Consider the following 23,803-nt stretch of genomic DNA (forward strand, 5'->3'; position numbering starts at 1 on the left):
CCCTTGGATGATCCCCTTAGACCAGTGCGAGGAGGAATGGCTTTTACCAACTAGGACTGGAGGATATGCATCATCCACAATATGCGGAATAAACGCCAGGACTTACCATGGATACTTAATAGTTCCATTAAACCAACCACATCATAGATTCCTAATACTTTCCAAGTTTGAGGATTTCTTGCTTATTAACGGGAACGCGTACTCGATGTCGACTAATCATTATCCGAACTCATATTATCCAGATGGGTATAAATATCTAGTAAACGTTGAAAAAACCGGTAATAACAAAATAACTTGGTATTATGACTTTGGCTATTCACAAGTTCAAAAAACTCTAAAGGTTCATAAAGGTTACAATGCGATAACAATTACCTATATTGCGACTAGGGGTAAATTCAAATTATGTCCCTTCGTTACTTTTAGAAGCCATCATCTAGCTAAGAAATTCCAAAACGAATTCTTTACGTATGAGATTTATCCACCAAATATAATTTACGTATTATATGAGGGGAAAAGAATTTTGAACTTTGAAATTCATGATAAGTATGAGCTAATGAATTCTGGTTACTGGTATTATAACTTTATTTATAAATTGGATCAAGAGTTAGGGAATAATTATATGGAAGATTTATATAATCCATTCTGCATTATCTCAACCTCAAATAAGATCTCAGTTACAGCATATTACGACCAACGTCCAAAGGATTTGAACGTTGAAGAAACTGATCACTATGATATTTTAAAACTTCTTTCAGTGGCAGGAAAAGACTTTGTAGTCAAAGGAAAAGACGGCTGGGCAATTATAGCTGGATATCACTGGTTTGACGAGTGGGGGAGAGACACTTTCATATCTTTAGAAGGACTTTTACTCGTTGATAAACAGTATGATATTGCTAAACAAATAATTCTCAGATATTTAAATCTTGAAAAAAGGGGTATGCTACCAAACAATTTCATAAGCTATAACGGAGAACCAGTATACAAAGGTGTTGATATTTCACTCTGGGCTATAAACGCAATTTATAAAACTTATATTTATTCACGAGATAATGACTTTATTAGAAAGGTATTTGATAAGGTCTTGGATATAATAGACTGGTATTCCAAGGGAAATGGAGTAGTCTATAACGTTGATAACCTAATTTTCCACAAAGGAGCCCCAAGAACTTGGATGGACGCATCTTATGATAGTAGAATAGTAACCCCAAGAGAAGGCGCTGCAGTTGAGATAAACGCATTATGGTATAACGCGTTAAGGATAGCTGAATTCTTACTTAAGGAATTGGGAGAAAAAGCAGAATATTTATCAGTTATGGCAGAAAAAGTTAAGAAATCATTTGCAGAAAAATTCATTTCACAAAACGGTCTTTACGATTATATAAGCTGGGATAACATTCCAGATAAGAGCATAAGACCTAACCAAATATTTTCCATTTCTTTACCATTTCCCATAATAGATGATAAGAATATAGCTTCTAAGATCTTAACACTTATTGAAAGTAAATTGCTTAGACAATACGGATTAAGTAGCTTAAGTAGAGAAGATCCTAACTATAAACCAGTATATAAGGGGGATAGGAGAAGCAGAGATGAGGCTTATCATAATGGACCCATCTGGCCCTGGCTACTGGGTGCATACGTTGATGCCAAGTTAAAACTTGAAAGTAACATAATGGAACTAAAACTTTTGCTAGAGTACTTAAATCCCCTTCTAACTCACGCCAGTAAAAATCAAGGATATATCCCGGAAATTTTTGACGACATACCACCATATAGGCCAAGAGGATGTTTTGCACAAGCGTGGAGCAACGCAGAGGTATATAGAGTCCTTGTTAACTTATCCAAACTATAGGGGTAAACTTTTTAGGGATAAAACTTTAATCTATTCTTATGAAAGCCAGAATACTAACCTTAACTTCATTATCTCACTTTATAAACGATGGAAATAGCTGGTTTCTTCCAGTAGCATTCACATTTTTAATAACATATCTCGACATATCAAAATTCCTAATTGGAATACTATCCGGTGCATTCTTCTTCGGCATATCTGCATTAGCCTCTCCATTAGTTTCTAGAGTAGCAGATAAGTTTACTAACTATTCCAAGATAATGGGAATAGGAATACTACTGTGGGGAATTGGGCTAATACTATTCGGCTACTCAATACAACTTCACTTCTTGCCATTAACATTTATTTCAGTAGCAATAGCGGGTTTTGCATCAGCATTCTATCATCCAATAGGTGCTGCTGTTCTATCAATAACATACAAGGGAAATGCGGGTATTGCATTAGGTATTAACGGGTCAATGGGCAGTCTAGGCAGAGCGATTTACCCAACATTAACATTATCTCTATTTGCAATATTGAACAAGGACATGACCTTAGATGCGCTAATAATAGGCATAATATCAATAATAGCAGCGTTACCATCATTATTTCTAAAAATTACTATTACGAAAGAAGAGGATCCTAAAACACCTTCTCTCTCAACTACAACCAATAGTAGAAGTACACTATTTGTAGTAATCTTGCTAACTATTATTGCACTACTACGAAGCGTATTTGGTCAAGGAATCTCACAGTTCCTTCCAACACTATTAGTAGAAAATTATGGCTATTCTTACAACGTTAATTTAGGTGAAGCAATTACCATAGCCCTAGCCGTAGCTGTAGTAGGGCAACCGATACTGGGATTTTTATCAGATAGAGTAGGGAGAAGACTAATTTATGTGATATCGACCTTTGGTGCGGCCATAGCGCTACTCCTATTTCTAAAAATACCGAACATAGCATTACTCTCACTATTTGGACTCTTTAACTTCAGCGCATTTCCACTAATGCTATCAATAGTTGGAGATTTCGTACCTAGAAACTCAGCAAGTTTTGCTAACTCACTAGTATGGGGACTAGGAGTTACTGGCGGAGGAGTTATTGGACCAATAATAGTAGGAGCAATATCTCAAGTTTCAAACCTAGTATTTGCGAGCGAAATTGTAACCGTAATGGCTTTCCTCGCGGGAGCATTGACAGCCTTAGTTCCCAAACCACCAAAGAAAAGTAAGGTACCATTATTTGGATAAGCTTTTTATCCATAAATTTTATATAGTTCTTTGTGGCTACAAGGACAGAAAAGATTCTTGGTGGGATAATAACACTACTAATTTTAAAGACGCTTTTAGAAGAGCCAAAACACGGATATGAACTCGAAAAGATAATAAGAGAGAAGTTGGATTATAAACTACCAGAAGGGTCAATATACGTTATATTGAAGAACTTAGAAAGAAGAGGACTGACAATACCGCAAGTTATGAAAAACGAAAGAGGACAAGAGATAAAGAAGTACTTTATAACTGATAAGGGCAAAAGATTTTTACTATCCCATGAGAAACCGCTAATAGCTGTAAAAAAGGTACTAGACGAGTTGATAGCAGACATCCAAAAATTAAAGGTTAGAGAGTAAACTTTCCATGAACTTATCCATCTTCTCTAACAATTCTCCATGTCTTATATTATACTCCTCTCCAACCTCACTCGGCTTCCTATAACCAATCTTAACAACACCATTTTCACTCCAGACTAGGAACCTTAACGGTAACTCATAAGCGATATGCCTATTCTTAAGCATTAATAAAGTACCAATTCTAGGGTTTCCAAAATAAACTACTACAGTAGGCTCTAAATTAAGCCCAACCTTTCTCGCGTTCTCAGAGTGATCAATAATTGCAAAAACTTCAGCTCCAGATGATTTTATCCTTTCAATTAATGTCTTAATGCACTCGTTAAAGCTAAGCTTACATTCCTTAATGTTGAACATACGTTAGGCTGTAACGTATTACTTAAAAAGTTTTTCCAAAATTAGATTTTTTCTACATCAAGAGAGAAATCCAAAGATCTAGAACTATGTGTAGTATAACCACTGGAAATAATATCCACGCCAGTCCTAGCGTAATCAACAACATTATCCGGCGTTATCCCACCAGAAGCCTCTAAAATGACCTTACCCTTAAGCTCATTGACTATTGGTAAAATCTCGTAAGGTTTCATATTATCTAGTAATATGGCATCAGCACCAGCCTTATAAGCCCTTATTGCGTCTTCATAAGAGGAAACCTCAACTTCAATAATTTTAGTAAAACTCACCGAAGATTTAACCCTCTTAATAAGCTCCTCGATATTCCCATACAAAGCAATGTGATTATCCTTAATCAAAACAGCATCGGATAAATTATACCTATGAGGATCACCACCACCAACCTCAATAGCATACTTCTCAAATAACCTAAAGCCCGGGGTGGTCTTCCTAGTACCAGAAATTCTTACATTAGGGTTAACTTCTCTAGCCCTCTTAACCATTAAATTGGTAATAGTTGCAATGCCGGAAAGCTTACCTAGGAAGTTCAAAATAAGCCTCTCAACAGTCAAAACATCAGCATTACCCTCAAAAAGTAAAACAACGTCACCTTTGTTAACCTCACTACCGTCTTTCTCCCCATTTATGTTAGAAAACCCTAAGTAGTTGAGAAAAGGAATAACAAACCTATTACCCGCCAAAATCCCAGAATCCTTACACTTAACAACACCCCTTGCCTTTATACCCTCTAAAAATTTGGTAGTAATATCCTCTGGCATTACGTCTTCTTCTAAATAATCCCAGAGCCTCTTAACGTAAATCCACTCAATCAATTTCTGCTCACCACGAAATATATCCTCTTACCGTCTTCCCAACTCTTATTAGGATAATCCTCCCTATAATGTGTACCTCTACTTTCCGTTCTTAACAATGCCCCTTTGGCACTTAATAGGCTAACCAGTGTAGCGTTATCGTTCAAATCAGCAGACTCGTAAACCTTAACCAACTTACTTAACCCCTCGCCATTTCTGACAATCCCTAAATAATTCCAATTATACTCTCCTATCTCATCCAAACTCAAAGAATTCCCACCACTTAACTTAACCTCAACAGTTTCCTTAGCGTCATCCACACTTAACCCCTCCCAATTATCAATATACATTGGTAAGTTAATACCATACACTAAATCCTCAGCCAAGGAATTACTAGCCAATCTATTCGCACCGTGAAGACCACTATCCGAAACCTCACCTATTGCATATAAACCTTTAATATTGGTTTCTCCACGAACATTTATCCTTATCCCTCCAATAGTATAATGCGCCCCTGGAAAAACTTGCAACTTCTTACCATACCTCTTAATGTATTTACTTAAAACGGGGAACTTCCCATCAAAATCTTCAATGGGTGAAAGATCAATATAAACTATATGCCCCTTCTTGTACTGGTCATAGATAGCCCTACTTAAAACATCCCTTGGAGCTAATTCACCCTTACTGTGATAATTGAAAGTAAATCTTTCGCCCTTCTCGTTCAGCAGAATCGCTCCCTCACCCCTTAGGGTTTCAGTCAATAGATAAGCTTTACCATCAAACGTTGTAACAGTAGGGTGGAATTGAACAAACTCCATATCTGAAACCAAAGCTCCAGTCCTAAAGGCTATGGCTATACCGTCTCCCACGTTTGTACTAGGATTAGAAGTAAATTTGAACAAATAGCCATAACCACCTGTAGCTAAAACGACCTTTTCGGCGTCAAAACTTCCACCCTTTTCCGTTACGAATCCTACAACCTTACAATCTTTGACCTTTAAGGCTAGTAACTTATCTTCAACGAGATTAATTCCCTCTTTCTTAGCTAAGTTCAAAAGGAAACTAGTTATCTCCCTACCAGTCTCGTCAGTCTTATGCAATATTCTTCTCTTAGAATGCCCGCCCTCTAACCTTAAACCCTCATCAAATCTGAAACCCCATTTCTCAACTGTGCTAATAACATAACGAATCTCCCTCGTAACGTAATCCACAGATTTAACATCACATAACCCATCACCCACTTTTAAAGTATCGCTCAAGTGAAGTTCTGGGGAATCTTCGTTGCCAACAGCTGCAGCAATACCACCCTTCGCCCAATAACTTGAGCCCCCATCAATTTTCTTCGAAATAACGGTTACCTTGTATCCAGATTTATGCAAGGATATTGCAGCGCTTAGACCCGCTAGACCACTGCCGAAAATGTAGATCATACTCGAACATATGTTCGGTCAAATAAAAAGTTTTTTATTAACTAAAAGTTTTTATACTAGATTGCTATACGAACATATGTTCGGAAAATGACTAGAGTTGAAAAGTTATTAAGTCAAATAAAGAAGCTAAAAACTGAAAAGAATGCAATAATTTTAGGACACAACTACATGGAATACTCTGTTCAGTTAGTCTCAGATTTCACTGGAGATTCTTACGACTTGGCAGTTAAGGCAATGAAGACAAACGCTAAGATTATAATATTTGCAGGAGTGTACTTCATGGCGGAACAAGCTTCAGCGTTAAATCCAGAAAAGAAAGTACTTTCACCAGAACCTAGTGCAGGTTGTACTTTATCTGACGCACTTGACGTTAAAACATTACAAGAGTATAAAGAAATGTACCCTAATGCCCCAGTAGTGCTTTACATAAATACCAGCATTCACGCTAAGGCTCTAGCAGATTACATAGTAACGTCTTCAACTGCAGTGAAAGTCGTAAAGAAACTAAACGCAGATACAATACTATTTGGACCAGATGCCAATCTAGCTAATTACGTTCAACAAAAAGTTCCCAATAAGAAGATTATTAAAGTGCCGCCAAATGGTAGATGTATAGTACATGCCAACTATACTAAGCAACTAGTAGAATTGGCAAGGAAAAAGTACCCTAATGCCTTGTTAATGGCTCATCCAGAGGCGCCATTGGAAATTTTAGAAAGCGCAGACTTCGTGGGATCTACCAATCAAATGATACAATTCTCAAAGGAGAATAAAAACGAGGAGTTCATTGTTGCAACAGAGATAGGTATGATAAACGCTCTGAAGATTAAGAATCCCAGTAAGAAATTCTACCCACTCGTAACGACCGAAGCTTGTGCTTGTGCTAGGTGTCCATATATGAATATGATAACTTTGGAAAAGGTAAAGAGGTCATTAGAGGAAGAGGTTTACGAGGTTAAAGTACCAGAGGATATTGCAGAAAGGGCTAAGATAGCATTTGAAAATACTATGAAGTTGTTAGAATGATAAGCAAGAGTAATTTTATTAAGTATATAAAATTTTATTCCTTTTTTCCTATATATTACTTAGATCGTATTATATATTTCCTATGCCGAACATCTGGTCATCTTGAAAGATAATTATAGTTATATATCAAATTTAAATTCTTTAGACATTCATTGATAAATCTAATTAGAACTAAATTCTAACTTATCTGACTATAACTTTTAAAAAAGTTTATTAGACACTATAAACTATCTATATAATACCATGTCTCGCCCAGATAAATTCTCCAAAAAAGAGAAAATGAGACGTGGTTTATCTACAACCACAATAATAGGAATAGTAGTAGCAATAGTAATAATCGTAATAGGAGCTTTTGCTGCGGTAACTCTACTTAGTCATAAGCCGTCACAAGTAGTATCTACCACTTCTCCGTCTACTTCGCAATTAGCTACGTCAACATCTCCATCACAAGTCATTACTATAACCTATTTCGATGATCTATCGCCATCTGAAGCCAACATAACACAGAAAATAATAATTCCACAATTCGAGGCAACACATCCTAATATTAAAATTAATTATGTTGACGAAAGTGCCGGTGATATAGTAAAAAGTGTTGAAGAGTTAGTAATGAGTGGTAATGTCGGTCCAGTTATAATCGGTGAAGACAACCTAGTTATAGGAGAATTGCTCAATGGTAACTATTTAATGAACCTAACCCCATATGTAAATCAAATCTTACAGAATGTTAGTCTAATTCCATCAATGCAATCATTAGTCCAGTATGAACAAAAAGTATATCATGGTACTTACTTCATTCCTCTAAGAGCTAACATTCCTCTAGTCTGGTATAACGCAAGTCTCTTTAGGCAAATAGGTTTGACTTCTCCACCAGAAAATTGGTCACAATTGCTGCAATACGCAAAGATAATTTATGATAAAACTGGTTTAAAACCAATAATGTTCCAAGGGCATGGTGGAGCAAGTACCTATACTGAGCTTTACCAGTGGATGGTCCAGGCTGGTGGAAATCCATTCTTATTTAATGATTCTGGCGATGTACTTGCATTTGAATATTTGTACAATCTCTCACAATATTTTAACCCAGATTACGTTCACGGATATTGGGGAAGCTATAAGGGATTAATAGATGGTAGTTACTATTTGATCGATTATCAGTGGCCCTATATCTATAGCGTTATGGCAAGTGAAGGAGTTAATATGAGCAACATAGGCTTCTATCCCGGCCCTACTGGTCCTGTTAACGGTGATCACTTAGTAGGTGGTGATGTATTAGCAATACCTAAGGGAGCAACGCACATTAATGCACTAATAGAATTCGCCAAATTCTTACTATCTCCACAAGTTCAAAGAGAATTTATCATATACCTCTCATGGCCAGCAGTAAATCAACAAGCTTATCAAAACCTTCCAAGTAATATAAGTTCACTATACAAGGCTGAAGAAGAAGCCTTACAGAACGCATTCTTTAGAGAACCAGTACCGTGGATAACTGTCTGGGGACAGATAGCAGACAACGTGTTTACTCAAATAATCGTAAATCATGCCCCATATTCGCAGATACCTCAAATATTGAGCCAAGCAAATAAGGAAATGTATCAGTATCTCTTACAAAACTATAATGCAACGGTAGCACAAGAGTATGAGGAAGGGGTGTTTGGGCCACTATATGGGTGAGTAAAGTGAAGTTAACCCATTTTTTATTAGTACTTCCTGCATTGGCATACGTAATTGGTTTTGCCTTTTTTCCCACAATTGAGGCTGTTTATTTAAGTTTTCAAGACCCCCATGGGGGTTTCTCTTTATATAATTACGAAGAACTATCCTATTTTAATTTGCCTGGCGCAATAATTGATACAATAGTAGTTACAATTGGTGCATTAGCAATACAACTAGCTCTAGGTTTTCTAGTTGCATCAGTTCTAGCCAGAGAATTCTTTGGGAAAAGAGCTTTATCTACAATAACAATAATACCAATGGGTATTGCAACAGTTGTCGCAGCAGTAACTTTCAGCTTTGTCTTTCAAACCTCTGGAGGATACGCAAATACAATTCTTCATTCTCTTTTTGGTCTTAACGTAAACTGGTACCAATCTTCCATATCATCATTATTGGTAGTGATGATTGCGGACAGCTGGAAAAACACACCCATTGTAGCCTTAATATTATTGGCTGGAATGTCCTCAATACCAAAGGAGTTATATTACGCGTCTGCAATAGATGGAGCTGGGCCAATTAGGAGATTTTTCTACATAACATTACCAAACCTTAGGAGCTTCATTGGGATATCACTTATTCTAAGGGGAGTGCAAGAATTCAACATATTCGCTTTACCTTTAATACTGATTGGTGAGCATCCCCCTCTCCTCACCACTTTAATATACGACTTATATACTACAACTTTTCCAGAAGTTGGATTAGCATTAGCTTCGGCAACGATACTTCTTGGATTCATCCTAGTATTTTCTGGCATAGTAATCAAACTCTCCGGAGGTAGATAACATGAGATGGTGGACATATTTAGGTGCAATAGTAGTAGGAATTTACTTCCTATTTCCACTTTACATTTTAGTATTACTCGCATTCAATTTTCCAAAATATACCGTCTTAGCCAAATTTCCCTCACTATTACCAGTGTCACTAACACTAAATAACCTAATAACAGCATTACAAGGCACAGCGTTTATTGATCCATTCATAAAAAGTCTGGAGACAGCGACATTAGTGGGAATCATTACCATAGCATTGGCTATTCCAGCGGGATATGGTTTAAGTAGATTACCAAGAGCCATAGCATATTCCATAATTATCCTTCTATTAGTTACCAATATGATGCCAGCAATAGTAATAGGTATTCCAATAGCAGTAGATTTTCTTAAACTTCACCTTTTTGAATCCGTAATAGGTCTAGCCTTAGCACAAACACTAATAACACTACCATTAGCTACGTTCATCTTACAAGGCACGTTCTCATCAATACCCATTGACCTCGAACATCAAGCTAGAGTTGATGGTGCAAACTTATTTAATAGGTTATTTTCAGTACTCTTACCACTAGCAGCACCTGGTATAGCAGCAGCATTCCTAATATCATGGATGTTCTCATGGGATGAGTTTACTTATGCAATCCTATTAATTCCCTATCACTCCACACTTCCAGTAACAATATATCAAGACGTTACCAGGGGAAACTTATTGGCAGGAATAGCATTTTCACTAATATTCACAATTCCCGTAATAATTTTAACTTTTGCATTACAAAAATATCTAAGAGGAGAATATTTAGCAGGAGGGATAAAAGGATGACGGTAGAACTAATAGATATTGTAAAGAAATATGGCAAAAACATTGTAATTAATGGCATAACAGAGAAGATAGAGACTGGAGAGTTCTTTGTAATACTAGGACCAAGTGGAGAAGGAAAATCAACATTATTGAAAATCTTGGCAGGAATTGAAAAACTAGATAAGGGGAAAATTATAGCAGATGGAGTAGACATTACAGACAAACCCCCAGAGAAGAGAAATGTTGCTATGGTATTTCAAAACTATGCACTTTACCCAAACATGTCAGTGAGAGATAATATAGCATTCCCACTCAAGATGAGGGGAATGAAAAAAGAGGAAATAATGGAAAGAGTGGAAAAAACTGCAAAGCTTTTAGGTATATCAGAAATATTAGATAAAAAAGTAACACAAATCAGTGGAGGGCAGCAACAAAGGGTCGCACTGGCTAGGGCAATTGTAAGAAATCCAAGCTATTTCTTGTTGGATGAACCATTAAGTAATCTAGATGCTAGAGTAAGGACAATAGCTAGAGGAGAGCTGAAGAGAATACAAAAGGAATTGAAAGGTACGTTCATTTATGTAACCCACGATCAAAAGGAAGCCTTAAGTCTAGCAGATAGGATTGCTGTACTTCATAAAGGCAAATTCGAACAAGTCAGTGATCCAAAAACACTATATGAATATCCAAAAACAAAATGGGTAGCACAATTCGTAGGTGAATTCCCAATGAATTTTCTACCTGGTGAGCTAATGAAAGAAAAGGCGCAAGAAATAGGGTTTAGGCCAGAATGGGTAGAAGTAGGAAAAGGCAATTTATCTTGTATAGTAGAATCAGTAGAAGCTTCAGGGGAGTCAAGATACTTAATATGCAATTTCAAAAATAATAATATAACTATCCTTTCTCAAGAATTTTATGATGTAGGTCAAGAAGTTAGGTTTAAAATAATTAAATATAGAAAATATAATGATGGACAACTGGCACAAGAATAGAAAAATTATTGTGAATGTTCCCAAAATATCTTTTCTTATATGTCTATTTTCTTATTAAAACCGATATAAACATACCCTTAACAATCTACCCTAAGATATAACTCATTAGCTCTCCTTATTGCCTATTCCTTGTCAAGAACATAATCATTTTACATTGTTAAAGGTAGTCCTTTAATATTAATTTATAAATAATGTTTATGATGAAATTAGACGAACTTGAGAAAGAACTTGGTTCAAAGCTTATTATGAACGATAACGTCATAGATCACTACTCCAAATCTCCCTATTTAGTCTCTCCAATTCTATCGAAAATGGGTAAGAGAGTGCTAGGGGTAGTAATTGTTGAAGATAGGTATGACGTTGAATTCGTTGTTAAATTTTGCGATATTCATAGAATCCCCTTATTAGCTAGGGGTGCAGGAACATCTACAATAGGACAAGTACTACCAATACATCCCTCTATTGTATTGGATATTCAGAAATTAAATAAAACTATGGAATATGACGAGAAGTATTTGAAAATATCCCCCGGAGTAAAGGTTCTAGATGCTCTGAATTACCTTAGGAAGAGGGGAAAAGAATTACAGGTATATCCTAGTAGCTTTTACATTTCCACTTTAGGAGGATATATTGCAGGAGGAGATGTAGGGATTGGATCATATCAATATGGCTATCATTTCCATAACGGCGGAATTAGACGTGTAAAAATTGTTGGCCCTACTGGAACTTTTGAACTAACCGGAGAAAATACCTTAGCAGTAGCTCAAGCAGCTGGGACAACTGGCATAATAATCGGGGCTGATATAGCTACTGTAGATTATGAAGACTGGAAAGATCAAATAATAAGATTTGATGAACTAGGTAAGTTGGTAAAATTCCTAAAAGATGCAGAGAATGAAAGAGATAAGATAAGGAGAATCACTATAGAGGATCAAGAGGCCTTATCATTAGTTGCTAAAAATAGAGTAGCTCCGGGTAAATGGAATGTAATAGTCGCAAGTACAAAAAGCTTTGGAGAAGAAGTAGATATGAAATTCTTAGACGAATTGGCATTTGCGGCTATTTACGTTACCATGAGCAGACTAACCAATTTCTCCGATTATTTTTACGAGGTTAGATTGCTCTCTCTTAACAGTTTCCTTAAAGTAGTAAGCCAAGTTAAAGACGCTTTAGGTTCTAATGTACTAATACACGGCGATGTTATGACATTGAGAGGGGAAACCGTAATTTACACAGTCTTCATCTCTGATAGACTAAACTTTGACATAATAGATTCAATAATGACAAAGGAAGGGATACCATTTGAAATACACTCCTTAGTTGTAAATGATAGAGTAGATGAAGAATATAGATTAGAACTAATGAAGAAATATAAACGGATAGTAGATCCTCACGATATCCTAAATCCGGGGAAGCTGAGAGTATGATGTTAAAAAAGTTATTAGAGGTTATAGACATTCTAGAATCTGAAGACCCATTACAGAAGATAAAGGAGAAGTTAGAAGGTAAAGTCAAATACGAGGAAGTAAAAGCTGGAGAAGTAACCTTTATAAAAGCACTTTATGAAGGCGGAGGAAAGGACAAAGTAGAGATCTTAGGAAGATTAGGGGCAATACAAATGGTTGGGGTAAATAAGGGTTTGGTCTCTGACGCTGATGGAGCAATTGTAAGCCTAACCACACTTCTAGAACTTCTCAATTTAAGAGAAAAAGGAATAGAACTTGATCTCAATGTACTATTTGTAACTAACTTGTCCGTTAAGGCTAAACTAATTCCCCATAAACCATTTGACTTCATGGTCCCACTTTTAGGATTAGATGAAGCACTTAAAGTTGAAGTCGATCCCTCGGCCTCATTCGTTGTATCAATTGACTCAACTAAAGGAAACAGAATAGCTAAGTTCGACGATTTCGCAATAACTCATGTAGTTAAAGACGGGTATATCCTAAAACTTCACGATAACGTAATTGACATTTACAATAAGGTAACTGGTCACGAAATTTACATGGTTCCTTTGACAACTGGAGATCTAACTCCTCTAGATTATAATGTATATCACATTAGTACTCTAATCTCGCCATGGCTATATACAGATTCTCCAGTGATTGGAATTGCAACAGTCTCCAAACAAGTTATACCGGGATATGAAACTGGTGTATTAAACATTGAAATGTTAGAACACGCGTCAAGATTTTGCATTGAACTCCTTAAATATATAGAAAATGGAGGGAAAATGTATGAAGAGAAAGAATTAGAAGAATTAGAGAACAGATTAGGAAAGTCTAATTTGTTAAAGGCTAAAAGAAGGTAATCATTGAAATGGTAGATCCAGCAAAACTACTGAAAGACCTAATACAAATCAAAACAGCTAATCCACCTGGATTAGAATACGAGAATATTGCACTTTATCTTAAATACCTATTTAATGAGTTAGGTTTTCAAATACAGCTAATCGAAATACCAGAGGAATACATGGACAAATACTACATTTACTCTCCATCACATAAAGGGAACAAAAGACTAATAGTAATTGTAAGAAACAGCCCAAATCCTATACTTCACTTCAACTTTCACTATGACGTTGTCCCACCAGGGGATGGTTGGTTAGCAAATCCTTTCGAGCTTAAAATTATTAATAATAAGGCATACGGAAGGGGAACCTCAGATATGAAAGGTTCAATTGTGAGCTTATATTTAGCCCTTTCTAGATTTAACGATTTACCAATCGAGATAACTTTTGTCCCAGATGAGGAAAGTGGAGGTATAGGGACTAAATACTTAACAGAGGAAACTCGTGTTACCCCTACCATGGTGATATTTGGGGGGCTACCAGTTTCCCTAACTTGTATGTAGGGCATTTTGGTATAGTGAGGGGTGTAATAAAAATATTTGGCAAACAAGCTCATGCAAGCAACCCAAAAGATGGTATTAATGCCTTCCTGCTAGCTTCTAAACTAGCACTCAAGTTACAAGAAAAATTAGGAAAGGAAATAGTTAACCTCGGGGGATATACGCTTAATCCCACTAATAGTGATGGAATAGTACCGGGTTTCTTTGCCTTTAGTTATTATAGAGCTATTCCTCCACACGACAATAGAACTCCAGAATTTGACAAGAATGTAATTGACACTACAGCTAGAGAAATAGGGATAGAATATAATTTTGAGATTAAATCTTTTATTCCAAGTTCAGTTTCTAACCCAGATTCTGGCATAGCTAAAGCGTTTAAATTTTGTATCACTTCAGCTCTTAACGTGGTACCTAAAGAGCTAATAAGTAATATAAGATATGATGCAGTCTTCTATAAAAATTCCGATTCGATAAATTTTGGTCCAGGTAATCCAGATCAAGCTCATGTACCTAATGAATATGTTGAATTAGATAACATAGAGAAAACTAGTGTAATTTACGAATGTGTGATGAAAAGGATTTATTTTCATAATTATCGATAAAACCCTTACCCTAGACCCCAAATTCATCACCCCGAAAATAATTCAAGGGAGTTAAAAAGTGGATAAAATAATTTAACTAAATATTCTTGCAAAATAGTAATATTATCTTGCAAGAGCAAGATAGTTAGGAGTAAGCGGAAGTCTTCCTTGCTCGTTGTCCCCTTGAGGAGCAAGTATAGTGTATAGATTAACATTGCTAGTACGAAGATGAACAAGCGGAATAACCAACTCCTTGATGAGGTAAAGATTAGGAAAGACTTAATCAACTTGTATGATGTTTCTATTGGCGTCCTAACCTTGTCATACCATTTCACAACAATACTCCTATTTACGTCTAGGTTTGTCCCCTTTGCCAAGTACTCCTTTCCCCTACCATGATGTACTATTAGCCTAAATGTCGCTTTCTTACCATTTGACTTTACAGTATAATCTCCATCAAAATTCCTATGTATCCCTACCTTACCCACGGGTACTCCAATGATGAAGTTGACAAGTAGTTGATCACATCCACTGAATAGAAACCAGCATCTAGTGTTACTAATTCTATTTCTAGGCCCAATGCTAGTATTTGTTGTATTAGGCTTTCAACTATCTTTAGTCTAGTCATTCCTTTTTCTACGCGCGTGAATGCTAGTATTAGTGTTTTTCCCTTTACTCTTGTGGTTGCTGTTGCGTAATTCCACGCGTAGCCTTTTTCTGACCCGCCTAGTCCTTCTACGGGTTTTCCCTTGTATTCTATTGATGTCCAGTCTATTGATATTTTTACACGTTTTCTTCCACCTAGTTCCTTAGCGGAAATCGTTTTGATCACGTTTAGCATTTGGTCTATTACTTGTGGTTGTTCTTCCACGTAGTTTCTAACTGTTTGTGGTGATATGCCAAGCTCTTTTGCCTTGTTTTCTACTGAATCTTTTGTTAGTGCTGCTGTTACAAGTGTTTTCTTGACTTCTTCTGCCTTTCTTCCCTTGAAGTTTATGATGGAAAATAATTTTTCCTCTATTTGTACTCGTATTTTAGGGGAGATGTAGTCTGGTGTTGTCAAGCGTTTCTCCCCTAAAGTAATACCAGACTACATCTCCCTTAACTTTTTCTCTAATTACAAAATTTTCTTGGTTAGAAAAAATTATACAATGCAATTATTTTTGTAAAATGAATTTGGGGTCTAAGGCTTAACTTTCTTAAAACATTCTAATTATTTCAGTAGCGTCTGTCTTCAAATATTAAAAATTTTTGATGTTTTAGCTTGAAAAATTTATTAAGTGAGAAAACACCTTCATAGTGGAATGAAGAATCTTTATAAAATTAACTTTTCAATATCGCACCAGGGTTGCTGGACCAGCAAAATAAGAGATAGCGTTGTTACCTTAAATGTATCAAAATATAATAATAAGAAAGTTAGAGTCACAATAGCTTCAGTAAAATTAATAGTAACGGACCTAAAAAGGTCAGAAAACGTTTACGAAGTTCTAAAATATAGAAAAGTAAAAGGAGGCTACGTAATTGACTTCCTTGAAGACCTAAGTACTACAATTGCAGGGTATATACTCTCGAGCAATAATGTATTGGAATATAGAAACATTGTAAGGGAAGGAATAGAAAAGTGGGAAGTAACAATTTTAGCAAAATCCTTAATAGGTAAATTATCAGAAAGATTTCCCATAGATAACCTCCTACGGGGCAATCCACGCAAAACAAGAGAACGAATAAAACCAAGTATTACAAGAGAAAAGGAAATAAACAAGTAAGGAGAAAAACAACATAAGCTCATAGAAAACATGGGGATAAAACCCCATCTACAAGGCTAGCTGTGAAGCCCCTAGAACGATCTAACAAGAGGGGATAAAAACCCCCGAGTAGGAGGTTGTAACAAAATACTCTAGGGGCTGAAACACTTAACACTATGCAAAGAAAACAAGGTATTATGAGAACAAAAAATATCTCGAGAAACGCGTAATACACAAGCATGGAATTAAAAGTTACAAACAAGGCCTTCGCAATTGATATTTCACAAAGCAAACTAACAGCAGCAAAGGGAGAACTAGTAGTAGAACAAGAAAAATCAGCAGTATACGTCAAGGAGGTAAAGGAATTCAACCACGACAACGAGGGAATAGAGGAACTAATTAAATTCCTAGGAGAATATAAGGAAGGAATAATAGAGGCAACTGGAATATATTACTTCTACCTACACGAAAAACTAACGGAAAAAGGATACAAGGTAACAGTAATAAACCCACTACACCTAACAGAAATACTAGGGAAAAAGACAGACAAACTCGACGCACAAAGGTTACTAGTAGCACACATGACCGGAGTAATCAAGGGATCATACATACCAACAGGAGAAATAATGGAGCTAAGAGAACTAACGAGATATAGGGAAAGCTTAGTAGAGAAGACAACACAAGTAAAGAACGAGATAAGGAAAATATTAGAATTCGCGGGATATAAAATACAACCATTCGACAAGAAGGGAAGAAAACTACTTGAAAAGCTAGTAAAGGGGGAGGGACTAAGCAAGGAAGAGAAGGAGGAACTAAAAGAAAAACTAGGGAGAAACTTAAACGACGCGGAAAAACTAGCGTTAAAACAATTAGTTGAACTGTTAAAAAACTTGGAGAAAATGATTAAGGAGGTTGAGGATATGATAATTTCCAAGATTCCAAAACCAGTAATTGAGTTGAGTAAGATCCCCGGGATTGGTTTGATTAGTGCTGCAACTATTTACGCTGAGTTCGGTGATGTTTCCCGTTTTTCCAGTTCTAAGGCTGCTAGGGCTTATGCAAGCTTTGCACCCAAAACTAAGCAGAGTGGTGATAGCGAGTCTCACTCCGGTATGATTAGGGGTAATAAGTATTTGCGTAGAGCTCTCTACTTGGTTGCCAAGGTTGCTAGGGGTCTTGAGCCTTTTAAAGGGTATTATGAGAGGCTTATTGCTAGGGGGAAGAGTGTTACTCAAGCTACTTGTGCTCTTGCCGGAAAGCTTGCAAGCATTTGTTATCATGTTATAAAGGACGGTGTTTACAAGGGAGTTGTCAAGAAGAGTTTTAGGATTCCTAGGGGTAAGGAAGTTAATGTCAAGGACTTCGACGTGGGAGACGCGCTAGACTCGTTATCCCCATAGGTTTGTTAGAGGCGTCAGCATGTAGTGCCTTGTAGTTAAAGAAATAAAGTTTTCAGATATGTTCTATAATGGTTTGACAGAAAAGGAGATACTAGTACTAAAAACCGCAATAGCTATGGGATATTTCAATTATCCAAGGCAAATAAAAGCTAAAGAAATTGCTGAAAAATTAAGTATCTCCAAGCAAGATTTCCTCTATCATTTGCGAAAATCAATAGAGAAGATAATCTCCTCATTAATTATAGAATAGCAGTTCCTGCATATGAAATTTAAGTGATTAAAAAGGTTTAAAAATTATATAAGACTTCTCTTCTATATTTAAAGACTATAATCGCCAAACTTCTTAATTCTATCTGGAAATCTGCTCTTTATTACATAATACGTTATTATGTGAATCAAAAGAATGGCCCAGGCTGCATAAACTGCTATATTTAATGGGAAAGTTGGCGCAGGGTAAGTGCCAAAATATATTACAGCAATATATAATATTATTGAAATTATCGGTATCACTACATGTTTCACTATGTTAGCCTTACCCACCTTAACCTTACGTACAATTAACCCTAAAGCAGCAAATAAATGACCTAAGGCAACATAGAATGAGCCAAACGTTATTAAAAATATACTAGCCTCTAACGGACCTAGAATGTAACCACTTATAAGGCTAAGAGCACCTGTAACAATACCCGTAAGTATTATTGCATTACCTGGCACACCGTATTTATTAACTTTTGAAAAACCCTTAGGATATAATACACCATCCCTAGCCATACCGAATATCATTCTACTCCCGCTAGTAGCAAATGCCAATGCAGAAGAGTTAAACATAAACGCCACAAGTATTATTAACAGATACACAATCGCGGGATTGAAATACTTACTATAAATCACTATCATTGGGTCTGGTAGATTGGCGTAATTAAACATATTGTTTATTCCATATACTATGGTTTGTGCATAAGAATTCAATATTAATCCAACTCCAAGTAATCCAAACGTTAAGAGAAGTGCTTTTGGCAAAGTACTTTTTGGAACCTTAGCTTCTTCCGCTACTCCTATTGGAGTTGTAGCACCACCAAAGGTAGTAACACCGAAAATCATTGCCGTAAGTACCAACGCCCAATTATTATTAACTGGAATAACAGTAAATGGTAAAATACTATTCTTTGCTCCAGCAATTAAAACTATAGAAGTTACGATTAGAAAACCTATTGAAATTAATCCTATTATGAGATTTAGTAGACCTCCTGGCTTCACTCCAAGCCACATTATTGTCGTAATCTCAATTGTAACTATAATCACTATTGCTGCCCATAACCAAGGCATTGAAGAAGCAATACTGGGAGAGATCAAGTAGATGAAAGACGCAATTCCTAATATTCCAAATCCAGCTGTTCCAGCAACAAGATATTGATAAATATAACCATATCCTACAGTAAAGGAAGCCAAACTACTGCCTAATCCCTTCTTTATCATAGCAACATAGCCATATGAAGCTGCAATCTCCTTGCTCCACTCATAAATAACAATAAGTGTAGTAGCATAGATCAAGTACGAAAGTATCACAGTGAGTGGCATAGCTCCTCCTACCAATCCAGCAAGGCCCACAAAATAGAGTGTGGCAACAGCTATTGGGGCATTAGCTGCAATTCCATAACTTGCAACAAGCCAAGTACCAAGGACACCTTTTCTCAATTCACTTACATTCTTTTTTTCTTCATCCATATCCCAAATACAATTTTTTAAATATTTCTACTTTTCTATCAACAGTTGTTCATTAGATTTTAACTTTATGAGTTAAACAATGTTAAAGGAGGACTTTTTAAATCCAATACCCTATTTAGTACGTTTAATAATAAGTAAGTTTTATCCTATCTCGGACCCGGAAAAATAGAGCTCAGAAATCGATGATGAAAAAACTTAAGATGTCACGTGAGATTTTCGTTAAAAATGGAAGTCAGTTTTTTATCAGATCCTAAGATTAGTATTATTAAGAGTTTTAGTGATTATCATAGAATCAAGTAGGAAGCTTCAGCCTTTTTAAGAATAGTGATAGTCAGATTTCTTGAGATAATTGCCAAATAGTAAAGAGAAAAGCTAAAGCTATCACTTAAGCAACTAACTCCTCAATAGTTAAAGAAGGAGATTATAGCTACTGTAGCAACTAAGATGATTCTTTTATATAAGATATCATAAAGTATTTTAATGAAAATAATAAAATATCTCAGGAATTCTTTAATGATCTACTCAAGAGACTGTCCCTAATGTAAATAATTGAATATAAATAACAAGAGAGAAATATAGTATTATGGATTATAAGGAATGAAATGCAATTATATCTTTCAGTATAACGAGAGATTAAGCTTATATTGTAGGAGAAAATAACCAAATATAGAGAAAAACAGAATTTTCAACATAGTTCACACTACCTCGATCAACTCACGCGGTACAAGTTAGTGGGCGAGTTGGCTCTCGACTGATAAAAAGAATTTATCAAGGAGGTGGAGGGATCAAAAATTTTTTAAACGGAAGGGAAACCCGTAAACTGCTATTAGCTTAATAACGACACTCTCAAACATCACTGTACTAAATTCTATGAAGCTTAAATGTCCGAAAAAATTCCTAATAATTATTAAATTTAATTAGTATTTTTATTTATAAGAATTTATAAATATTTTTAAAAGGTTTATTCTCTCAAACGTCTAGGTAAAAGTAATGATTCCAGGTAAGAAATGTCTTTAAGTATTTTAGCAAATTTGCCTTCTACATAATTTTCCCCAAAGTCCCCAAAGAATTCATTTCTAATTCGGATTGTCGTAGCTAATCTTTTAGGCTTAAATTCTATTTCATTACCTAATATGTTCTTCATGACTACTCTTCCAGCAGCAACTGCAATATCTGCAGTCATTGGAATTTCCTTATCTTCAAATGTTACACAATCACCTGCGCCATAAACGTCATTATATTCAATTGACTTAAGATTTTTGTCTACGAGTAGTCTATGGTTTTTATTAGCATGTAAATTGCCTACTATTTGTGGTCCTTTTAAGCCTCCTGCGAAAATAGTTAATTCAGTTTTAATCTCACCATAACTTGTGACTACAGAATCTTTTTTGATTTCTATAGCTTCTACTCCTAACATTAGATTGACTCCTAACTCTCTTAATAGATCTTCAGCCTTTTTTGACGAGGCAGTGGACATAGTTGGTAGTAATCTATTTCTTCTTTGAACTAAAGTGATCTTCTTCCCCTTTATATTCCCAGCTAACTCTACACCAGTTGCACCTCCCCCTATGATAGTTATATCCTTAACTTCATTTAATCTTCTCTTTAACTCTATAGCATCTTCTAATGTTTCTATTTTGTGCGCATACTCTTTAGCTCCTTTTAATCGTGGAAGATTTTGATGATGACCTAAGCTTACTATAAGTTTATCATAAGTTAATTCCTTACTATTATCAAGTATAACTTTCTTATTTTTAAAATCAATTTTTTGCACATTTCCAAGTATAACTTTCTTATATTTTACTATAATATCTTCCAATTTCTTCATTCCGCATATAAAATCAATTATCCATGGCGTTAAAAGAAAATAGTCCTTTCTGTCGACTACTAAGGAATTTTCTTTATTTTGATTATAAGCTGAAACTCCTGCGAATCCTCCACCTAAGATAAGTATCATTTAAATACCCTCTAATTTCTCTCTAAATATTGAAAGAACGTATTCTCCAGCTTGCTTAAAAGTTAGTTTAGGTGGCATTGGTCTCTCATTTGGATCTACTATTGCATCTAAAAGTGCCTGTCCTTTAGTGTTTAGAAAATCTTCTATTATTTCCTCAGCCTCTTTTGGCTCTTCTAATCTAAATCCTTTAAATCCAATAGATTCAGCTATCTTTGTGAAATCTGGGTTATATAAATCGACTCCCCATTCTGGGTACCCCATTACTTCTTGTTCAAATTTTATCATTCCTAATTTAGAATTATTATAAACGATTATTTTAACTGGAAGATCATATTTCTTAGCAGTTATCATTTCCATCATAGTCATAGTAAAACCTCCATCTCCTACAAAAGAAATAACTTGTCTTTTATTTTCTACAGCAAAAGAAGCTCCTACACTTCCTGGGACTCCAATGCCCATTGAACCTAGCCAAGCAGAAAATATAAAGGTTTGCTCTCCTGAAGCTCTAAAGTGTCTAGCAGTCCACATAGTTACATTTCCAGTATCAGTAACTATTACTGCGTCTTTCTTGCACTTCTGGGAAACTATATAAGCTACTCTCTGAGGTTTCATTGGTTTATCTAAACTATTCTCCTGCTTACTTATAGAATCTAGCCAATCTTCCTTCTTTCCTTTTAACTCTTCATAGTATTTATCTGATTTCTCTTCGATATCTATATTTAGGAACTCAGCAACTGGAATCGGATAAGAGAGATTAACATCTAACCTCTTACCTATATTAGAATTATCTATATCAACCTGTATCACTTTGGCACTCTTATTTAGAAAATTAACGTAAGGAAATGATGCGCCTAACATTATTAATAAATCAGCCTTATCCATCGCCTCTATGGAAGGCTTAGTTCCTAAAAGACCTATTCCGCCCATAACTTTAGGATCTAAATCTGGTAAAATCCCCTTACCATTTAATGTATATATTATTGGTGCTCCTATTTTTTCAGCAAACCTATTTATCTCTTTACCTAGGCCTCTAGTCCCTCCTCCAATTAGTAAAACTGGTTTCTCACTTTCTTTGATTAATTCCTTAGCTCTAGAAAAATCTATCGAATATTTAACTTTACCTACTTCAGTATTCTTGCTACCCTTATATTCTGAGGACTTTCTGAGAATATCTACTGGTAAATTTATGTGAGCTACTCCCCTTTTGGAAATAGCCTCTCTTATAGCCCTCCTTATTATATATTCCGCGTTTTCTGGGTTAATTAAAATTTGATTATATACTGCCACATCATCAAATAACTTAGTTAGGTTAACTTCTTGAAAATAATCGTGACCTATCATATCTGACTCTACTTGTCCAGTTAGCGCTATTACTGGAGCATGATCCATTTTTGCATCGTATAATCCATTTAATAAATGGATTGATCCAGGACCAGAAGTACCCATACATGCTGAAGGCTTACCAGTTATTTTCGCTTCGACCGAGGCAGCTAAAGCTGCACCTTCTTCATGTCTTACTTGTACGTATTTTACTTTAGATTTTCTTATCGCGTCAACTAAAGGGTCAATGGAATCTCCAGGAATTCCATATATTCTTTGAATTCCATTATCTTCTAATACTCTTATTATTACTTCTGCAACTGATGGCATAATATATATATATTTTACTTATTCCTTTATAGTCTTTTTTATAATAGCCGCAACTGGCTTATAACTTCTCTTAATGCAAAATATAGAAAAATATTTGGAAAAACTCGTACTATTGTGAGATGAAACTTGCTAACAGATAATAAACAAAATTTAAGAAAACATTCTATTCTATCACCTTCCTCAAGTCCATCGTGAAACTTGCCAACGTGTAATTGCCTTGAGAATCCATCCTCAATACAAGAGTGTAATCCGAGTTATGTTAACTCAACGCTTCAAATCCTTCCAACTCAATGGGATTCAAATCGGAAGAATAGGGAGGCAAGAAAAGCAAGTAAAGCCTAGAAGCAGTAACGAGAACATGAGAAGCTCTGTGAAAACTAGCAATATCAAAATGATATTACTGGAATTCCTAACCCTAAGCAAGTAAAGAAAATTAATGAAAACCCTAAGAACATTGAGTGCGGAGATAAGTGTCAATATTAAGCTATAAATTATGTCA

General features: G+C 35.6%; 17 protein-coding genes and 5 pseudogenes. 14 read left to right on the forward strand and 8 right to left on the reverse strand.

Annotated elements, in window-relative coordinates:
• The first annotated feature begins 7 nt into the window (after window positions 1–7).
• The 3 genes from YN1551_RS07970 to YN1551_RS07980 are packed head-to-tail and all read left to right on the forward strand — an operon-like array spanning window position 8 to window position 3,461.
• Window positions 8–1,852 (forward strand): amylo-alpha-1,6-glucosidase, encoded by a 1,845-nt coding sequence (locus YN1551_RS07970; protein WP_012713639.1) that lies wholly within the window; start codon window positions 8–10, stop codon window positions 1,850–1,852.
• A gap of 38 nt (window positions 1,853–1,890) precedes the next feature.
• Window positions 1,891–3,081, forward strand: a complete 1,191-nt coding sequence (locus YN1551_RS07975) for an MFS transporter (RefSeq protein ID WP_012717521.1) — start codon at window positions 1,891–1,893, stop codon at window positions 3,079–3,081.
• A gap of 32 nt (window positions 3,082–3,113) precedes the next feature.
• Window positions 3,114–3,461 carry a PadR family transcriptional regulator gene (locus tag YN1551_RS07980; RefSeq protein WP_012717522.1) on the forward strand — a complete coding sequence of 116 codons (348 nt, stop codon included), beginning with the start codon at window positions 3,114–3,116 and terminating at the stop codon, window positions 3,459–3,461.
• Here YN1551_RS07980 and YN1551_RS07985 read toward each other — a convergent pair.
• Genes YN1551_RS07985 through YN1551_RS07995 form a run of 3 tightly spaced genes read right to left on the reverse strand, consistent with a single transcriptional unit; the run spans window position 3,444 to window position 6,093 of the window.
• Window positions 3,444–3,815 (reverse strand): DUF302 domain-containing protein, encoded by a 372-nt coding sequence (locus YN1551_RS07985; protein ID WP_012713636.1) that lies wholly within the window; start codon window positions 3,813–3,815, stop codon window positions 3,444–3,446. The two genes, YN1551_RS07980 and YN1551_RS07985, sit on opposite strands and share 18 nt — an antisense overlap.
• Window positions 3,816–3,856: 41 nt before the next feature.
• A complete protein-coding gene (gene nadC / locus YN1551_RS07990; RefSeq protein ID WP_012711235.1) occupies window positions 3,857–4,684 on the reverse strand; it encodes a carboxylating nicotinate-nucleotide diphosphorylase in 828 nt (275 codons plus the stop codon).
• The gene (locus YN1551_RS07995; protein WP_012716118.1) at window positions 4,681–6,093 is read right to left on the reverse strand and encodes an L-aspartate oxidase; all 1,413 of its coding nucleotides are present in this window, start codon (window positions 6,091–6,093) and stop codon (window positions 4,681–4,683) included. Before YN1551_RS07995 ends, nadC begins: the two co-directional genes overlap by 4 nt.
• Window positions 6,094–6,180: 87 nt before the next feature.
• Between YN1551_RS07995 and nadA the strand changes: the two genes are divergently transcribed.
• The 8 genes and pseudogenes from nadA (at window position 6,181) to YN1551_RS08035 (ending at window position 14,848) form a co-directional block, all read left to right on the forward strand.
• Window positions 6,181–7,119, forward strand: a complete 939-nt coding sequence (nadA, locus tag YN1551_RS08000; RefSeq protein WP_012713634.1) for a quinolinate synthase NadA — start codon at window positions 6,181–6,183, stop codon at window positions 7,117–7,119.
• Window positions 7,120–7,362: 243 nt separating this feature from the next.
• On the forward strand, window positions 7,363–8,796 hold the full coding sequence (locus YN1551_RS08005; protein WP_012716117.1) for an ABC transporter substrate-binding protein: 1,434 nt from the start codon (window positions 7,363–7,365) through the stop codon (window positions 8,794–8,796).
• A 5-nt stretch (window positions 8,797–8,801) separates the two neighbouring features.
• On the forward strand, window positions 8,802–9,620 hold the full coding sequence (locus tag YN1551_RS08010) for a carbohydrate ABC transporter permease (protein ID WP_012713633.1): 819 nt from the start codon (window positions 8,802–8,804) through the stop codon (window positions 9,618–9,620).
• 1 nt (window position 9,621) lies between these two features.
• Window positions 9,622–10,425 carry a carbohydrate ABC transporter permease gene (locus YN1551_RS08015; protein ID WP_012713632.1) on the forward strand — a complete coding sequence of 268 codons (804 nt, stop codon included), beginning with the start codon at window positions 9,622–9,624 and terminating at the stop codon, window positions 10,423–10,425.
• Window positions 10,422–11,396: an ABC transporter ATP-binding protein gene (locus YN1551_RS08020; RefSeq protein WP_012713631.1), complete on the forward strand. Its 975-nt coding sequence runs from the start codon at window positions 10,422–10,424 to the stop codon at window positions 11,394–11,396. Before YN1551_RS08015 ends, YN1551_RS08020 begins: the two co-directional genes overlap by 4 nt.
• 191 nt (window positions 11,397–11,587) lie before the next feature.
• Window positions 11,588–12,823, forward strand: coding sequence for an FAD-binding oxidoreductase (locus YN1551_RS08025; RefSeq protein WP_012713630.1), 1,236 nt, complete (start codon window positions 11,588–11,590; stop codon window positions 12,821–12,823).
• A complete protein-coding gene (locus YN1551_RS08030; RefSeq protein ID WP_012711227.1) occupies window positions 12,820–13,707 on the forward strand; it encodes a DUF1177 domain-containing protein in 888 nt (295 codons plus the stop codon). Before YN1551_RS08025 ends, YN1551_RS08030 begins: the two co-directional genes overlap by 4 nt.
• 8 nt (window positions 13,708–13,715) lie before the next feature.
• Window positions 13,716–14,848: pseudogene (locus YN1551_RS08035) on the forward strand (M20 family metallopeptidase).
• 26 nt (window positions 14,849–14,874) lie between these two features.
• Here YN1551_RS08035 and YN1551_RS08040 read toward each other — a convergent pair.
• Window positions 14,875–15,890, reverse strand: a pseudogene (locus tag YN1551_RS08040) (DUF4322 domain-containing protein).
• 241 nt (window positions 15,891–16,131) lie between these two features.
• Here YN1551_RS08040 and YN1551_RS08045 point away from each other — a divergent pair.
• From YN1551_RS08045 to YN1551_RS08055, 3 genes and pseudogenes are all read left to right on the forward strand, one after another.
• Window positions 16,132–16,521 (forward strand): annotated as a pseudogene (locus YN1551_RS08045) (helix-turn-helix domain-containing protein); the annotation flags it as partial.
• Between the two features lie 290 nt (window positions 16,522–16,811).
• Entirely contained in the window at window positions 16,812–17,972 is a 1,161-nt protein-coding gene (locus YN1551_RS08050) for an IS110 family RNA-guided transposase (protein ID WP_012715521.1), read from the forward strand.
• A gap of 28 nt (window positions 17,973–18,000) precedes the next feature.
• Window positions 18,001–18,222: pseudogene (locus YN1551_RS08055) on the forward strand (helix-turn-helix domain-containing protein); the annotation flags it as partial.
• Between the two features lie 68 nt (window positions 18,223–18,290).
• Here the strand turns inward: YN1551_RS08055 and YN1551_RS08060 are convergent.
• From YN1551_RS08060 to YN1551_RS18090, 4 genes and pseudogenes are all read right to left on the reverse strand, one after another.
• Window positions 18,291–19,697: an APC family permease gene (locus YN1551_RS08060; RefSeq protein WP_012713627.1), complete on the reverse strand. Its 1,407-nt coding sequence runs from the start codon at window positions 19,695–19,697 to the stop codon at window positions 18,291–18,293.
• A 961-nt stretch (window positions 19,698–20,658) separates the two neighbouring features.
• On the reverse strand, window positions 20,659–21,654 hold the full coding sequence (locus YN1551_RS08065; RefSeq protein WP_009989228.1) for an NAD(P)/FAD-dependent oxidoreductase: 996 nt from the start codon (window positions 21,652–21,654) through the stop codon (window positions 20,659–20,661).
• Complete coding sequence (locus YN1551_RS08070) at window positions 21,655–23,304, reverse strand: pyruvate oxidase (RefSeq protein WP_009989226.1); 1,650 nt, start codon at window positions 23,302–23,304, stop codon at window positions 21,655–21,657.
• A gap of 283 nt (window positions 23,305–23,587) precedes the next feature.
• A pseudogene (locus YN1551_RS18090) lies at window positions 23,588–23,692 on the reverse strand (transposase); the annotation flags it as partial.
• Window positions 23,693–23,803 lie beyond the last annotated feature (111 nt).

Source organism: Sulfolobus islandicus Y.N.15.51 (assembly GCF_000022485.1).
Taxonomy (GTDB): Archaea; Thermoproteota; Thermoprotei_A; order Sulfolobales; family Sulfolobaceae; genus Saccharolobus; species Saccharolobus islandicus.

What these genes read in the sequence shown, in the direction of transcription:
- YN1551_RS07970 (WP_012713639.1), top strand. Translation starts at nt 8, where the DNA reads ATGATCCCCTTAGACCAGTGCGAGGAGGAATGGCTTTTACCAACTAGG.
- YN1551_RS07975 (WP_012717521.1), top strand. Translation starts at nt 1,891, where the DNA reads ATGAAAGCCAGAATACTAACCTTAACTTCATTATCTCACTTTATAAAC.
- YN1551_RS07985 (WP_012713636.1), bottom strand. Translation starts at nt 3,815, where the DNA reads ATGTTCAACATTAAGGAATGTAAGCTTAGCTTTAACGAGTGCATTAAG.
- YN1551_RS07995 (WP_012716118.1), bottom strand. Translation starts at nt 6,093, where the DNA reads ATGATCTACATTTTCGGCAGTGGTCTAGCGGGTCTAAGCGCTGCAATA.
- nadA (WP_012713634.1), top strand. Translation starts at nt 6,181, where the DNA reads ATGACTAGAGTTGAAAAGTTATTAAGTCAAATAAAGAAGCTAAAAACT.
- YN1551_RS08005 (WP_012716117.1), top strand. Translation starts at nt 7,363, where the DNA reads ATGTCTCGCCCAGATAAATTCTCCAAAAAAGAGAAAATGAGACGTGGT.
- YN1551_RS08015 (WP_012713632.1), top strand. Translation starts at nt 9,622, where the DNA reads ATGAGATGGTGGACATATTTAGGTGCAATAGTAGTAGGAATTTACTTC.
- YN1551_RS08020 (WP_012713631.1), top strand. Translation starts at nt 10,422, where the DNA reads ATGACGGTAGAACTAATAGATATTGTAAAGAAATATGGCAAAAACATT.
- YN1551_RS08025 (WP_012713630.1), top strand. Translation starts at nt 11,588, where the DNA reads ATGTTTATGATGAAATTAGACGAACTTGAGAAAGAACTTGGTTCAAAG.
- YN1551_RS08030 (WP_012711227.1), top strand. Translation starts at nt 12,820, where the DNA reads ATGATGTTAAAAAAGTTATTAGAGGTTATAGACATTCTAGAATCTGAA.
- YN1551_RS08050 (WP_012715521.1), top strand. Translation starts at nt 16,812, where the DNA reads ATGGAATTAAAAGTTACAAACAAGGCCTTCGCAATTGATATTTCACAA.
- YN1551_RS08060 (WP_012713627.1), bottom strand. Translation starts at nt 19,697, where the DNA reads ATGGATGAAGAAAAAAAGAATGTAAGTGAATTGAGAAAAGGTGTCCTT.
- YN1551_RS08065 (WP_009989228.1), bottom strand. Translation starts at nt 21,654, where the DNA reads ATGATACTTATCTTAGGTGGAGGATTCGCAGGAGTTTCAGCTTATAAT.
- YN1551_RS08070 (WP_009989226.1), bottom strand. Translation starts at nt 23,304, where the DNA reads ATGCCATCAGTTGCAGAAGTAATAATAAGAGTATTAGAAGATAATGGA.